Source organism: Streptomyces sp. NPDC057002, from assembly GCF_042673825.1.
Taxonomy (GTDB): domain Bacteria; phylum Actinomycetota; class Actinomycetes; order Streptomycetales; family Streptomycetaceae; genus Streptomyces.
Genome location: NZ_JBHURZ010000009.1, coordinates 227,565 through 240,615, shown reverse-complemented (window position 1 = coordinate 240,615; position 13,051 = coordinate 227,565). Strand labels below are relative to the sequence as shown.

At 71.2% G+C, this 13,051-nt stretch carries 13 protein-coding genes; 8 read left to right on the top strand and 5 right to left on the bottom strand.

Annotation, left to right across the window (positions count from 1 at the left end):
* The first annotated feature begins 80 nt into the window (after window positions 1–80).
* From ACFT32_RS36490 to ACFT32_RS36480, 3 genes are all read left to right on the top strand, one after another.
* Complete coding sequence (locus ACFT32_RS36490; RefSeq protein ID WP_382497770.1) at window positions 81–1,013, top strand: PP2C family protein-serine/threonine phosphatase; 933 nt, start codon at window positions 81–83, stop codon at window positions 1,011–1,013.
* Between the two features lie 272 nt (window positions 1,014–1,285).
* Window positions 1,286–2,626 carry a transcriptional regulator gene (locus ACFT32_RS36485; protein WP_382497768.1) on the top strand — a complete coding sequence of 447 codons (1,341 nt, stop codon included), beginning with the start codon at window positions 1,286–1,288 and terminating at the stop codon, window positions 2,624–2,626.
* 106 nt (window positions 2,627–2,732) lie between these two features.
* A complete protein-coding gene (locus ACFT32_RS36480) occupies window positions 2,733–3,278 on the top strand; it encodes an NUDIX hydrolase (RefSeq protein WP_382497766.1) in 546 nt (181 codons plus the stop codon).
* 12 nt (window positions 3,279–3,290) lie between these two features.
* Here the strand turns inward: ACFT32_RS36480 and ACFT32_RS36475 are convergent, their stop codons facing one another.
* Together ACFT32_RS36475 and ACFT32_RS36470 are read right to left on the bottom strand one after the other, a co-directional pair.
* Window positions 3,291–3,548 carry a hypothetical protein gene (locus ACFT32_RS36475; protein WP_184597347.1) on the bottom strand — a complete coding sequence of 86 codons (258 nt, stop codon included), beginning with the start codon at window positions 3,546–3,548 and terminating at the stop codon, window positions 3,291–3,293.
* A 230-nt stretch (window positions 3,549–3,778) separates the two neighbouring features.
* Window positions 3,779–4,654, bottom strand: coding sequence for a 3-hydroxybutyryl-CoA dehydrogenase (locus tag ACFT32_RS36470; protein ID WP_382497764.1), 876 nt, complete (start codon window positions 4,652–4,654; stop codon window positions 3,779–3,781).
* Window positions 4,655–4,834: 180 nt separating this feature from the next.
* Between ACFT32_RS36470 and ACFT32_RS36465 the strand changes: the two genes are divergently transcribed.
* Entirely contained in the window at window positions 4,835–6,064 is a 1,230-nt protein-coding gene (locus ACFT32_RS36465) for a glycoside hydrolase family 10 protein (protein ID WP_382497762.1), read from the top strand.
* 19 nt (window positions 6,065–6,083) lie between these two features.
* Here the strand turns inward: ACFT32_RS36465 and ACFT32_RS36460 are convergent, their stop codons facing one another.
* Both ACFT32_RS36460 and ACFT32_RS36455 read right to left on the bottom strand, forming a co-directional pair.
* Window positions 6,084–6,284 carry a DUF1918 domain-containing protein gene (locus tag ACFT32_RS36460; protein ID WP_059422898.1) on the bottom strand — a complete coding sequence of 67 codons (201 nt, stop codon included), beginning with the start codon at window positions 6,282–6,284 and terminating at the stop codon, window positions 6,084–6,086.
* 92 nt (window positions 6,285–6,376) lie between these two features.
* The gene (locus tag ACFT32_RS36455) at window positions 6,377–7,294 is read right to left on the bottom strand and encodes a DMT family transporter (protein WP_382497760.1); all 918 of its coding nucleotides are present in this window, start codon (window positions 7,292–7,294) and stop codon (window positions 6,377–6,379) included.
* Between ACFT32_RS36455 and ACFT32_RS36450 the strand changes: the two genes are divergently transcribed.
* From ACFT32_RS36450 to ACFT32_RS36440, 3 genes are all read left to right on the top strand, one after another.
* Window positions 7,293–8,729 (top strand): PLP-dependent aminotransferase family protein, encoded by a 1,437-nt coding sequence (locus ACFT32_RS36450; protein ID WP_382497759.1) that lies wholly within the window; start codon window positions 7,293–7,295, stop codon window positions 8,727–8,729. The genes ACFT32_RS36455 and ACFT32_RS36450 overlap by 2 nt on opposite strands.
* A 39-nt stretch (window positions 8,730–8,768) precedes the next feature.
* On the top strand, window positions 8,769–9,209 hold the full coding sequence (locus ACFT32_RS36445) for a GNAT family N-acetyltransferase (RefSeq protein ID WP_382497757.1): 441 nt from the start codon (window positions 8,769–8,771) through the stop codon (window positions 9,207–9,209).
* A 73-nt stretch (window positions 9,210–9,282) separates the two neighbouring features.
* Window positions 9,283–9,876: a histidine phosphatase family protein gene (locus ACFT32_RS36440; protein ID WP_382497755.1), complete on the top strand. Its 594-nt coding sequence runs from the start codon at window positions 9,283–9,285 to the stop codon at window positions 9,874–9,876.
* Here the strand turns inward: ACFT32_RS36440 and ACFT32_RS36435 are convergent.
* Window positions 9,858–10,298 carry a DUF6314 family protein gene (locus ACFT32_RS36435; protein WP_382498124.1) on the bottom strand — a complete coding sequence of 147 codons (441 nt, stop codon included), beginning with the start codon at window positions 10,296–10,298 and terminating at the stop codon, window positions 9,858–9,860. The two genes, ACFT32_RS36440 and ACFT32_RS36435, sit on opposite strands and share 19 nt — an antisense overlap.
* A 137-nt stretch (window positions 10,299–10,435) precedes the next feature.
* On the opposite strand from ACFT32_RS36435, the gene ACFT32_RS36430 reads away from it, so the two are divergent.
* The gene (locus tag ACFT32_RS36430) at window positions 10,436–12,919 is read left to right on the top strand and encodes an alpha-L-arabinofuranosidase C-terminal domain-containing protein (RefSeq protein WP_382497753.1); all 2,484 of its coding nucleotides are present in this window, start codon (window positions 10,436–10,438) and stop codon (window positions 12,917–12,919) included.
* Window positions 12,920–13,051 lie beyond the last annotated feature (132 nt).

The following is a 13,051-nucleotide window of genomic DNA, read 5'->3' as shown; positions in this document are numbered from 1 at the left end:
CTTGCTGTCGACAGAATCGGACCGGCCTTCTTGGGCCGGTCCGATTCTGTGTGTCAGGGCCTATTTGGGGGGCCATCGGCATGATCCGCTTCAAGGGTCGGGTGCGCAGCCTCGGTCTTCCCGGTGCAGTCCTCTTCGCGGTCGGTACCGGGGTGATCCTTCATGTGCGGCGGACGCTGGTGCGTGAGCTGCGGCAGTTGCGCCGGGTCGCGGCCGCCGCACAGAACGCGGTGCTGCGGCCGCTGCCCTCGCGTATCGGCGGGCTGGACGTCGCCGCCGTTCAGTTGTCGGCGGAGCCGGGGGCCGCGATCGGTGGTGACCTGTACGAGGTCGTCGCCACCGAGCACGGCGTACGGGCCGTGATGGGCGATGTACGCGGGCACGGGATCGGCGCGTTCGGGACCGTCGCCGCCGTGCTCGGCTGCTTCCGCGAGGCCGCGTACGACGAGGCGGACCTCGGCGGGGTGCTGCGCCGGCTGGAACGCGCCCTGGACCGGCATCTGCGCCAGGTGCATCCGGCGAGCATCGCCGAGGAGTTCGTGACCCTGCTGCTGGTGGAGATCCGCGTCGACGGCGAGATGGTCGCCCTGAACTGCGGGCATCCGTGGCCGTACCGGCTGAGCGGTACCCGGGCCGAACTGCTCGCCCCCGCCGACCCGTACCCGCCGCTGGGAGTGTTTCCCCTGCCGGACGTGCTGTCGACCGTCGGTCTGGGGCATCTCCCGCCCGGCGACGCGCTGTTCCTCTACACGGACGGTGTCCAGGACGCGAGGGACTCGCGTGGCCGGTTCTTCCCCCTGCCCACCGCGCTGACGGGCGCCGCACGGGAGGAGTCGCCCGTACCGCGGGCGGTTCTCCGCCGTGTCCGGAGCGCGCTGGTCGAGCACACCGACGGCGCCCCGGCCGACGACATCGCCCTGTTGGTCCTGAGGAACGGCGCATGCATGCCCCCGGGGGCGCGGGGAACCGCGCGAACCACCGCAACACCCCCGCAGTCGACAACGCACCTCTGACCCACCGGCGATGACTCGCCCGGCCGGCCGGCGATGCCGTCCGCCCCGCCACGGAGTGTCGGGCAGGCGGCTGGGCGGACGGCGGAAGCGGGCCGCCGCACTGTACGAGGGGGAGCCGGCGGCCCGGCCGGCCTCTTTCGAGGCATTTCAGTCAACCGGCCGGCGACTCTGCGCGACAGCGCGCACACAGCGCGGATTCGAGCACTCCGTTCACACCCCGTGTGAAGAAGGAACCACTAATCTGGCCGCACCGAGCCACACGGGGGGCCCATATGCAGCCCAACACTCTGCTCGACGCGATCCTGGACGAAGCCGGGATCTCGCACGCGGGGCTGGCCGCACACGTCAACCAGGCGGGACGGGCACGGGGCCTGTCCCTGAGATACGAACACACCGCCGTCGCCCGCTGGTTGAAGGGGCAGCGCCCCAGGGGCCAGGTACCCGACCTGATCTGCGAGGTGCTCGCCGCCCGGCTCCAACGGCACATCACCCTCGACGACATCGGCCTCGGTATGCCCGGCGAGCCGTCCGCCCCGCACACCGGTTCCCTGTCCGGGTTCGTCGAGCGGGCCACCGCCCTGTGGCGCTCCGACCAGCAGCAGCGTCCGCACATCCTGGGCGCGCCCGCGCTCACCGGTACGCCCGCCGTCATGCCGGTGTGGGAGTGGGAGAACCCGCCCGAGGACGTGGACGTCTCCCGTGGCGGCAGACACCGGGTCACCGCGGGCGATCTGGAGATGCTGCGGTCGGCCCGGGCCCACTACGAGCAGATGTACCGCAAGGCCGGGGGCATCGCGACGCGGGCCCGTATCGTCGGCTTCCTCAACGCGGAGGCCGCCCCGCTGCTGCGCGGCAGCTACACCGACGAGACCGGCCGGCAACTCCACCGGGCGACGGGCGGGTTGGTGGCCGTCGCCGGGATCTGTGCCTACGACTCCGACGCCCACGGCCTCGCGCAGCGCTACTTCCACCAGGCGCTGCGGCTCGCGAAGGCCAGTGGGGACCGGGGACTCGGGGCGTATGTGATCGCCCTGCTCGTCAACCAGTCGCTGTTCATGCGGGAGTACCGGCAGTCCGTCGCCTTCGCGGAGGCAGCGCTGCGGGCCGCCGGCAAGCAGATCACCCCGGCACTCGCCTCCGACCTGTACGCGATGCAGGCCAAGGCGTACGCGCATCTCGGCGACGGCACCAGTGCCCTGTCCTGCATCCGGCGGGCCGAGCAGTCCGCCGAGCGCATCCGGCGTGGTCACGAGCCCGACGAGACCGGTTATGTCCAGCCGGGGCTCGTCAACGTCCAGGTGGCGGAGGCGCTGCTCAGTCTCGGGGAGGTCGCGGCCGCCGGGGAGCATGCCGCCGCCGCCGTCGACAACCCGGCGCACGACCGCGGCCGGGTGCACCGGCTGGCCATGCTGAGCACCATCGAACTGCGGCAGGGCAATGCCGACAAGGCGGTGGCCATCGCCGTGCAGATGGCCGAGCAGGCCCGCGGCATGGAGTCCCAGCGGCTGCGGGACCGGCTGCGCGCGGTGCGCGAGCATCTGGTGCGCAGCGGTGGCGCGGGCACGGCCGAGGCCGCCGAACTCATCGACGGGGCACTGCGCGTACCGTTGTAGATCCGGGCGGTGGTGCCCGTGTCCCTCCGAGGCGCTTCCTGTGCGCCTGCTGTCAGTACGTCCCTGCTGCGATATTGCCACTTACTCGACGGAAGGTGGCAGAACCGTGCAGTGGACGAAACACAACGAACAAACTGTGTACTCAAACCGCTGGTTCAGCGTCAATCTCGCGGATGTCGAACTACCGGACGGCCGGCACCTCGACCACTTCCTCATACGGATGCGGCCTGTCGCGGTGGCCACGGTGGTGAACGAGGCCAACGAGGTGCTGCTGCTCTGGCGGCACCGCTTCATCACGGACAGCTGGGGGTGGGAACTCGCGGCGGGCGTCGTCGAGGACGGCGAGGACATCGCCCGCGCGGCCGCCAGGGAACTGGAGGAGGAGACCGGCTGGCGGCCGGGGCCCTTGCACCACCTCATGAGCGTGGAGCCGTCCAACGGGCTCACCGACGCCCGGCACCATGTGTACTGGGCCGACGAAGGCGAGTACGTAGGGCACCCCGTGGACGACTTCGAGTCGGACCGCCGGGAATGGGTCCCTCTCAAACTCGTCCCCGACATGGTCGCCCGCGGCGAGGTCCCGGCCGCCAACATGGCGGCCGCGTTACTTCTGCTGCACCATCTCAGGCTCGGACAGGACGCGTTGCCCTAGGTCGGGCAGGGGCTAGCGTCCCAGCGCCTGCCAGATCGCCAGGACGAGGGCACCCACGGCGGTGAGGGCGGCGACCGCGGGCAGCGGCCAGCGCGTGTGCTCGAGCGTGTGGATCCGGGTGTTGAGCTCGTCGATTTCCTTGGCGGTCTCCTCGGTGCGGTGGCTGAGCAGAGCCAGCCCTCCCTCGACGCGGGCGTAGGCCACGTCGAGGCGGCGTCGTAACTCTGCGAGTTCTCCATGAACGACGGGATGCTCGGGATCGGCGGCCACGAGTCCGCTCCTTTCCGTAGTCGTTTCACATCCCTTGTATGCGCATGTGGAGTCAACTCGCCTGGTGGGCGCCTGGGGAGAGTGTGCGAGGGGCATATGCGAGCCCGGCACGCACACGGTGTGTGAATGCCGTGGGCCCGGCACCAATTCCGGTGCCGGGCCCACGGTTTGGCCGAAATCTGACCGTCCGTAATCGGCCTCGGGGTCGTCCGGGCCGCATGAAAAGCGGGTCAGTCGTACGTGTAGAAGCCCGAGCCCGTCTTGCGGCCCAGGCGGCCCGCGTCGACCATGCGCTGGAGGAGCGGGGGAGCGGCGTACAGGGGCTCCTTGTACTCCTCGTACATCGACTGGGCCACCGACGCGACCGTGTCCAGGCCGATGAGGTCGGAGAGCTTCAGCGGGCCCATCGGGTGGGCGCAGCCCATTTCCATGCCGTTGTCGATGTCCTCGCGGCTCGCGATGCCCGTCTCGAACATACGGATCGCGGAGAGCAGATACGGGATCAGCAGCGCGTTGACCACGAAGCCGGAGCGGTCCTGGGCGCGGATCGCGTGCTTGCCCAGGAGCTTCTCGGTGAACTGCTCGGCCCGGCCGATGGTGTCCTCGGACGTGGTGAGCGCCGGGATCAGCTCGACGAGCTTCTGCACCGGGGCCGGGTTGAAGAAGTGGATGCCGATGACCCGGTCGGGCCGCGAGGTCGCCACGGCCAGCTTCACCAGCGGGATGGAGGAGGTGTTGGAGGCCAGGATGGCGTCGGGCCGGGTCACGACCTGGTCGAGCACCTGGAAGATCTCGGTCTTGACGTGCTCGCTCTCGACGACGGCCTCGATCACCAGGTCACGGTCGGCGAACTCGCCGAGGTCCGTGGTGAAGCTCAGGCGGGCCTGCGCCGCCTCGTGCTCCTCCTCGGTGATCTTGCCGCGCTCCGCTGCCTTGGCCAGGGAGTTGAACAGCCGGGTCCGGCCGATCTCCAGGGCTTCGCCGGTGGTCTCGGCGACCATGACGTCCAGACCGACCCGGGCGCACACCTCGGCGATCCCCGCGCCCATCTGACCGCAGCCCACGACTCCGACGCGTGCAATGTCTCCCGCTGGGATGTCCGTCACATCGTCCCTTTCGCTGCTGATCCACGTCCGGGCAGGTGCTCCGTGGTCCGGTGCCTGCTCCGTTCGAGCACGTTACTCCCAAGTATCGATGATCGATCGCGGGGGTAGGCCCAGAGTCGGGCATTCTGGGCCCGGAGCGATCCGCGACCGGGCGGATCCGCGGCATTTTGGGGCATGCGGATGGGACGAGTGTCACGCAGGGCGTTCGCGGTGGCGGCGCTGTCGGCTTTCACGATGGTGCCTCCGGCGTCGGCCGCACCCAAGGGGGACGTCGACAGGGACGGCAAGGGAGGTGACAGGGCGGCCTCCGCGATGCGGGGCGTATGGCTGGCGACCGTGGCCAACCGCGACTGGCCGTCCAAGCCGGGGCTGAGCGCGTCGAAGCAGCGCGCCGAGCTGCGCAAGCACCTCGACACGGCGGTCCGCAGGCGGCTCAACACGGTGTTCTTCCAGGTCAGGCCGACGGCGGACGCCCTGTGGCCCTCGCCGTACGAGCCGTGGTCGCAGTACCTCACCGGCACGCAGGGCAAGGACCCGGGCTGGGATCCGCTGGGCACGGCCGTCGAGGAGGCCCACGCCCGCGGTCTGCAATTGCACGCCTGGTTCAATCCGTACCGGGTCGCTACGCACGCCGACCCGTCCCGGCTCGCCGCCTCCCACCCGGCGCGCCGGAACCCGGACTGGGTGGTGACATACGGCGGGAAGCTCTACTACAACCCGGGGCTGCCCGAGGTCCGTGCCTTCGTGCAGGACGCGATGCTCGACGCGGTGCGGAAGTACCCCGTGGACGGCGTCCACTTCGACGACTACTTCTACCCGTACCCGGTGGCGGGCCGGCGCTTCGACGACGACGCGGCCTACGAGGAGCACGGCGGCGGCTTCCCGAGCCGGGCCGCGTGGCGGCGGGACAACATCGACAAGCTGGTGAAGGAGACGGCGGCCCGCATCAAGAAGGCCAGGCCGAGCGCCCGCTTCGGCATCAGCCCCTTCGGCGTGTGGCGCAACGCCGCCACGGACAAGCGCGGCTCGGACACCCGGGCCGGCGTGCAGACCTACGACGACCTGCACGCGGACACCCGCAAGTGGGTGCGCGAGAGCTGGATCGACTACATCGTCCCGCAGCTGTACTGGAACATCGGCTTCGCCGCCGCCGACTACGCGAAGCTGGTGCCCTGGTGGGCGGAGGTCGCGCGCGGCACCTCGACGCAGCTCTACGTGGGGGAGGCGCTGTACAAGGCCGGTGACCCGGCGCAGCCCGCGGCCTGGCAGAACCCGGCCGAGCTGTCCCGGCACCTGGCGCTGGCCGAGGACTACGCGCAGGTGCGCGGGCACGTCTTCTTCGCCGCCAAGGACGTGGCGACCGATCGGATCGGGGCGATGGCGAAGGTCGTCGCCGACCACTACGAGTAGACGTCGCCTCCGGGCCGCATCACGGCCCGGTGGTGGTCTCCCGGTGCCGGATCTCGGTGTCGGGTCCCGGTGAGCACACTCCCTCGTGCCCGTCCTCGAACCGGACGCGGTACGGGGGGCTGCCCTCCTGGCCGAGCACTTCGACGATCTCGCCGACCTTGTCGTGCTGACCGACCACCCTGCCGTGCTGGACAAGCTGGTCGCCCACGGTTGCGCGCATCTGGGGCCTCCTCACGAGGTGCGGAGCAGCGGTCCGTGGCCTCGAGTCTACGGCGGGGGACGCCACTTGGCAGGGGGCCGGGCCCGCCGCGCTCAGCCGCGCGCCCGCTGTGTGACGGCGATGCAGACCAGCACCGCCGCTGCCGTCAGCGGGGCGGCCACCGGCAGGTGCTCGCCCAGCAGCAGCACCGACCACACCAGTGTGAGCAGGGGCTGGGCGAGCTGCAACTGGCTGGCCTTCGGGATGCCGATGGCCGCCATGCCCCGGTACCAGACCACCAGGCCGACGAACTGCGAGCCCGCCGCGACCCACAGCAGCCCCGTGACGCTGTGCGCGGTCAGGCGGACGGGCTCCTGCGCCAGCGCGAACGCCGCGACGGGCACGGTCAGCGGCAGGCACAGCACCAGCGCCCAGCCGATGACCTGCCAGCCCGGCATCACCCGGGCCAGCCGGCCGCCCTCGGTGTAGCCGGCCGCGCACACCAGTAGCGCCGCGAAGAGGTACAGGTCGGCCGTGCTCAGTGCGCCGCCGCTCTGCTGCACCGTGAAGGCCAGCACCGCCGCCGCGCCCACGAGAGCCGCCGTCCAGTAGGTGCGCGAGGGCCTGGTGCCGACGCGCAGGGCGGAGCAGAGGGCGGTGGTGAGGGGGAGCAGGCCGACCACGACGGCGGCGTGCGCGGTGGTCGAGGTCCCCAGCGCCAGCGTGGTCAGCAGCGGGAATCCGAGCACCACGCCGCCCCCGACGACCGCGAGGCCCGGCCAGTGCCCCCGGTCGGGCAGCGGCACACGCAGGGCGAGCAGACACCCGCCCGCGATCACCGCGGCCAGGACACTCCGCACGGCGACCAGCGACCAGGGCCCGAAGCCCTCCAGTCCCCAGGCGGTGGCGGGGAACGTGAGGGAGAAGGCGATGACGCCGAGGGCGGCCTGGAGGGTGCCGAGGCCGGGGCGGTCGGAATCCGTGGCGACTGCTATCCGAGGTGCGGTAGTAGCGCTACTCTGTACTCTCATGCAAGAGCGTAGCAGTGTCGCTGAGCTGGCAGAACGGCTCCGGAGGGAGCTTGACCGCTACTCACCGGGTGGAAAGCTGCCGTCGAGCCGTGCCCTCGTCGAGCGGTTCCGAGTGAGCCCCGTGACGGTCTCCCGGGCTCTGGCGCAGCTCGCCGCCGAGGGCCTGGTGATCACCCGGCCCGGTGCGGGCGCGTTCCGCGCGCAGACCAGGACGGCACCGGCGTCCGCCGGGGACACCTCCTGGCAGGAGGTCGCGCTCAGCGCGGACGGCGCCGCCGACCTAGTACCGCGCTCGGTGGACGCCTCAGGCGTGCTGGTGTCGCTGGCCGCCCCGCCGCCCGGCGTGATCGAGTTCAACGGCGGCTATCTGCACCCGTCGCTTCAGCCGGAGCGGGCGATGGCCGCCGCCCTGTCGCGTGCCGGACGGCGTCCCGGGGCCTGGGGGCGCCCGCCCATGGAAGGGCTGCCGGAGCTGCGCGAGTGGTTCGCGCGTGGCATCGGCGGGTCCTTCACCGCCGCCGAGGTGCTGGTCACCGCGGGCGGACAGTCCGCGCTCACCACCTCCTTGCGCGCCCTCGCCCCGCCCGGCGCCCCCGTCCTGGTCGAGTCGCCGACCTATCCCGGCATGCTCGCCATCGCCCGTGCCGCGGGCCTGCGCCCCGTGCCCGTCCCGGTGGACGCCGACGGAGTGAAACCGGCGCTGCTCGCCGACGCCTTCCGGGCCACCGGCGCCCCGGCCTTCGTCTGCCAGCCGCTCTTCCAGAACCCCACCGGTGCGGTGCTCGCGCCCGAGCGCCGCGCCGAGGTGCTGCGCATCGCGCGCGAGGCGGGCGCATTCGTCGTCGAGGACGACTTCGTACGGCGGCTGGTGCACGAGGACGCCGGGCCGCTGCCGCGCCCGCTGGCCGCCGACGACCCCGACGGCGTCGTCGTCCACGTCTGCTCGCTGACCAAGGCGACCTCGCCGAGCTTCCGGGTGAGCGCCCTGGCCGCGCGCGGGCCGGTCCTGGAGCGGCTGCGCGCCATCCAGGTCGTCGACACCTTCTTCGTGCCCCGGCCCCTTCAGGAGGCCGCGCTGGAACTCGTCGGCTCGCCCGCCTGGCCGCGTCATCTGCGGTCCGTCTCCGCCGAGTTGAAGGCGCGCCGGGACGCGATGACCACCGCGCTCGGGCTGCACCTGCCGGACTTCGCACTGCCGCACATCCCGTCGGGCGGCTACCACCTGTGGCCGCGGCTGCCCGAGGGCGTGGAGGAGTCCGCCCTGACCGGTGCCGCCCTGCGCGCGGGTGTCGCGATCACTCCCGGGCGCCCCTACTTCAGCGCCGAGCCGCCGGCCGCCCACATCCGGCTGAGCTTCGCGGCGGTCGCGGGGACCGGGGAGATCACGGAGGGCGTACGGCGGTTGCGTACGGCCTGCGACGAGGTGCTGGGATAAGCGTTCGACGCGTGGGCGGGGGCCTGCGAGCATCCCGTCATGACCGAGACGCCGCCCCTGCCCGAGGGCTACGAGATGTCCGCCGACCCCGCTCGTATCGACCCCGAGCGCGTCCACCACTGGCTGTCCACCGACGCGTACTGGGCACTGGGACGCTCCCGCGAGAAGCAGGACCGGGCGATCGAGGGTTCGCTCAACTTCGGCGTGTACGAGACGGTTTCGGGGGAGCAGGTGGCGTATGCCCGGGTCATCACGGACCGGGCCACCTTCGCATGGTTGTGCGACGTTTACGTGGACCGGTCGGTGCGCGGCAAGGGGATCGGCACCGCGTTCCTGACGGCCGTACGGGACGAGCTGCGGTCGTACGGTGTGCGGCGCGTCCTGCTCGCCACGCACGACGCGCACGGTGTCTACGAGCGGCTGGGCTTCGCGGAGTTGGAGCACCCCGAGCACTGGATGGCGCTCATCTTCGGCCAGTGAGGGCCGGCGCACCCTGGGTAACTCCCAGGTAACAGCTCTTGACCTGCGCACTTGCGGGAACCACGATCGCCGCATGCCACTTCGGGTCACATTCGTCGCCGCAGCGCGCAGCTCTCCGCTGCTCGCCGAGAGATTCGAGGACGACCGGCCGCTGGACCAGGCCGGCTGGGGTGAGGTGGAGCTCGCCGCCCAGGAACTGCTGCCGCTCGCCGCGGCCGAGCTGCGCTACTGCTCGCCGACCCCGCGCAGCCGCGCGACGGGGGAGGGGCTCGGGTACGCGCCGCTCGTGCAACTCGCCCTGCGGGACTGCGGCATGGGCCGCTGGCGCGGGCTGACCCTGGGCGAGGCGATGGCCCGGGAGCCGGAGGCCGTGGACGCCTGGCTCGCCGACCCGCGTGCCACACCGCACGGCGGTGAGTCGCTGATGGACTTCATCACCCGGGTCGGCGGCTGGCTCGACACCCGGCCCGTCGACGACGGCTGCCGTGTCGTGGCGGTGGCCGAGCCGTCCGTGATCCGCGCCGCCCTGGTCTACGCCCTGAAGGCGCCGCCCTCGACGTACTGGAACATCGACGTCCGCCCGCTGTCGACGACCTCGGTGACAGGCCGGGGCGGGCGCTGGAACCTGCGCTTCGACGGGGTGTCCGCTCAGCCCTCGCGCGCGTAGTCGGTGCGCAGCACCAGGTCCTTGGCCGGACCGCGCACCCGCCACACCGTCCGCCAGTGGTCCGCGTCCAGGACCGTGAACTCGCCGCGGTAGAGGTCCGCCGAGCAGGGGTGGTCGGCGACATGCCGCCCGGACGTGAGGTCCAGGTCGTGGAACGGCCGGCCGTCCGCGAACCGCACGTCGGCGGTACCGTCCGGGCCCGGCAGGAACCGCAGCGTCCGCTCGGCCGGCCGGGCGACGCCCTGCCAGACGAAGGTGCCGGACTCGTGGTGCAGCAGGCCGCCGCCCGACTCCGTCCGGAAATCGGTGGTTCCGGAGAACTCCCCCTGCTCGCCGCCCGCGAGATCCCGCACCGACCGCGTCACGCCCCAGCGTCCGGCCAGATACGCCAGCGCGTCCGGCACTGGCCAGAACTCGCCCATTCCGTCCCGCTCTCCGTCCCACCCGTTGCTGCGCGACCCATTGACGCGCATCGGCCCCCTCCCTATCTTGCCGTTCGAAGTGCTGATCAATGTCTGATATTTCGAACACTCCTCTACCAGAGAGCCGCGGAGTATCCATGCCACGCACCGCCCGCACCCGATGGAGACTCGGTCTCGCGACCACCGCCCTCCTGACGGCAGCAGCCCTCGTACCGGCCCCCGCGCACGCCGAGGACGTCACCGACTACGCGATCACCGTCGACCCGTCAGCCAAGGGCGCGGCGATCGACGACACGATGTACGGCGTCTTCTTCGAGGACATCAACCGGGCCGCCGACGGCGGTCTGTACGCCGAGCTCGTGCAGAACCGATCCTTCGAGTACTCCACCGCCGACAACGGCTCCTACACGCCCCTGACCTCCTGGGCGGTCGGCGGCACGGCCGAGGTCGTGAACGACGCGGGCCGCCTCAACGCGCGCAACCGCAACTACCTCTCCCTGGGCGCCGGCGCGTCCGTCACGAACGCCGGCTACAACACCGGAATCCGGGTCGACAAGGGCAAGCGGTACGACTTCTCCGTATGGGCCCGTGCCGAGAACGGCACCACGCTCACCGTCTCGCTGAAGGACACCGCGGGCACGCTGGCCACCGCACGCCAGGTCGCCGTGAAGGGCGGCTGGGCCAAGTACAAGGCCACCTTCACCGCGACCCGCACCAGCAACCGGGGCCGCCTCGCCGTGGCCTCGACGAACGCCGCCGCGCTCGACGAGGTGTCGCTGTTCCCGCGCGAGACGTACAAGAACCAGCCGAACGGCCTGCGCAAGGACCTCGCCGAGAAGATCGCCGCCCTCGAGCCGGGCTTTGTGCGCTTCCCCGGCGGCTGCCTGGTCAACACCGGCTCCATGGAGGACTACAGCGAGGCCTCGAACTGGCAGCGCAAGCGCAGCTACCAGTGGAAGGACACCATCGGCCCGGTCGAGGAGCGCGCCACCAACTCCAACTTCTGGGGCTACAACCAGAGCTACGGCCTCGGCTACTACGAGTACTTCCGCCTCTCCGAGGACATCGGCGCCATGCCGCTGCCCGTCGTCCCCGCGCTGGTCACGGGCTGCGGCCAGAACAAGGCCACCGACGACGACGCCCTGCTCAAGCGGCACATCCAGGACACCCTCGACCTCATCGAGTTCGCCAACGGACCGGCGACCTCCAAGTGGGGCAAGGTGCGCGCGAAGATGGGCCACCCCAAGCCGTTCCACCTCACCCACATCGGGGTCGGCAACGAGGAGAACCTCCCCAAGGAGTTCTTCGCCCGCTTCCAGCAGTTCCGGGCCGCCATCAAGGCCGAGTACCCGGACATCACCGTCATCTCCAACTCGGGCCCGGACGACGCCGGCACGACCTTCGACACCGCCTGGCAGCTCAACCGCGAGGGCAAGGTCGACATGGTCGACGAGCACTACTACAACAGCCCGAACTGGTTCCTGCAGAACAACGACCGCTACGACTCCTACGACCGCAAGGGCCCCAAGGTCTTCCTCGGTGAGTACGCCTCCCAGGGCAACGCCTGGAAGAACGGCCTCTCCGAAGCCGCGTACATGACCGGCCTGGAGCGCAACGCGGACATCGTCAAGCTCGCCTCGTACGCCCCGCTGCTCGCCAACGAGGACTACGTCCAGTGGCGGCCCGACATGATCTGGTTCAACAACCGGGCCTCCTGGAACTCGGCCAACTACGAGGTCCAGAAGCTGTTCATGACCAACGTCGGCGACCGCGTGGTCCCGTCGAAGGCCACCACCACACCGGACGTCAGCGGCCCCATCACCGGCGCCGTCGGCCTGTCCACGTGGGCCACCAGCGCCGCGTACGACGATGTGAAGGTCACCTCGGCGGACGGCTCGACCCTGCTGAGCGACGACTTCTCCGGTGACGCCTCGAAGTGGACGGGCAGCGGCCGCGGCAGCTGGAGCATCCAGGACGGGCAGTACGTCCAGACCGACGCCGCGACCGAGAACACCATGGTCACGGCGGGCGACCCGGCCTGGAAGGACTACGACCTGCATGTGAAGGCCACCAAGAAGTCCGGCAAGGAGGGCTTCCTGGTCGCCTTCGGAGTCAAGGACACCGGCAACTACTACTGGTGGAACCTGGGCGGCTGGAACAACACCCAGGGCGCCATCGAGCAGGCCGTGGACGGCGGCAAGGGCACGCTGATGACGAAGGCGGGCTCGATCGAGACCGGCCGTGCCTACGACATCGACATCAAGGTGCGCGGCCGCCAGGTCACCCTCTTCCTGGACGGCAAGGAGTGGGGCAGCTTCACCGACGACAAGCCGGCCGAGCCGTTCCGCCAGGTCGTCACCAAGGACGCCAAGACCGGTGATCTGATCGTCAAGGTCGTCAACGCCCGGTCCGCCGAGGCCCGTACGGCCATCGACCTGGGCGGCGCCAAGGTCGCCTCCACCGCCCGTGTGACCACGCTGGCCGCCGAGCCGGACGCGGTGAACACCGAGACGGACACGCCGGTGACGCCGGTGACGTCCACCTTCAGGGGCGTCTCCGGGAAGTTCACCTACACCTTCCCGGCGGACTCCGTCACGTTCCTGAGGATCAAGCAGAGGTAGCACCCGCCGGCGGGGGGGGGGGGGGCCCCCCCCCCCCCCCCCCCCCCCCCCCCCCCCCGCCCACCCCCCCCCCCCCCCCCCCCACCCCCCCCCCCACCCCCCCCCCCCCCCCCCCCCCCCCCCCCGCCCCGC

Coding starts and splice junctions, on each gene's coding strand:
- ACFT32_RS36490 (WP_382497770.1), top strand. CDS start 81: ATGATCCGCTTCAAGGGTCGGGTGCGCAGCCTCGGTCTTCCCGGTGCA.
- ACFT32_RS36485 (WP_382497768.1), top strand. CDS start 1,286: ATGCAGCCCAACACTCTGCTCGACGCGATCCTGGACGAAGCCGGGATC.
- ACFT32_RS36465 (WP_382497762.1), top strand. CDS start 4,835: ATGGGACGAGTGTCACGCAGGGCGTTCGCGGTGGCGGCGCTGTCGGCT.
- ACFT32_RS36460 (WP_059422898.1), bottom strand. CDS start 6,284: ATGCGCGCAACCGTGGGCGACCAGCTTGTCCAGCACGGCAGGGTGGTC.
- ACFT32_RS36450 (WP_382497759.1), top strand. CDS start 7,293: ATGCAAGAGCGTAGCAGTGTCGCTGAGCTGGCAGAACGGCTCCGGAGG.
- ACFT32_RS36455 (WP_382497760.1), bottom strand. CDS start 7,294: ATGAGAGTACAGAGTAGCGCTACTACCGCACCTCGGATAGCAGTCGCC.
- ACFT32_RS36445 (WP_382497757.1), top strand. CDS start 8,769: ATGACCGAGACGCCGCCCCTGCCCGAGGGCTACGAGATGTCCGCCGAC.
- ACFT32_RS36440 (WP_382497755.1), top strand. CDS start 9,283: ATGCCACTTCGGGTCACATTCGTCGCCGCAGCGCGCAGCTCTCCGCTG.
- ACFT32_RS36435 (WP_382498124.1), bottom strand. CDS start 10,298: ATGGGCGAGTTCTGGCCAGTGCCGGACGCGCTGGCGTATCTGGCCGGA.
- ACFT32_RS36430 (WP_382497753.1), top strand. CDS start 10,436: ATGCCACGCACCGCCCGCACCCGATGGAGACTCGGTCTCGCGACCACC.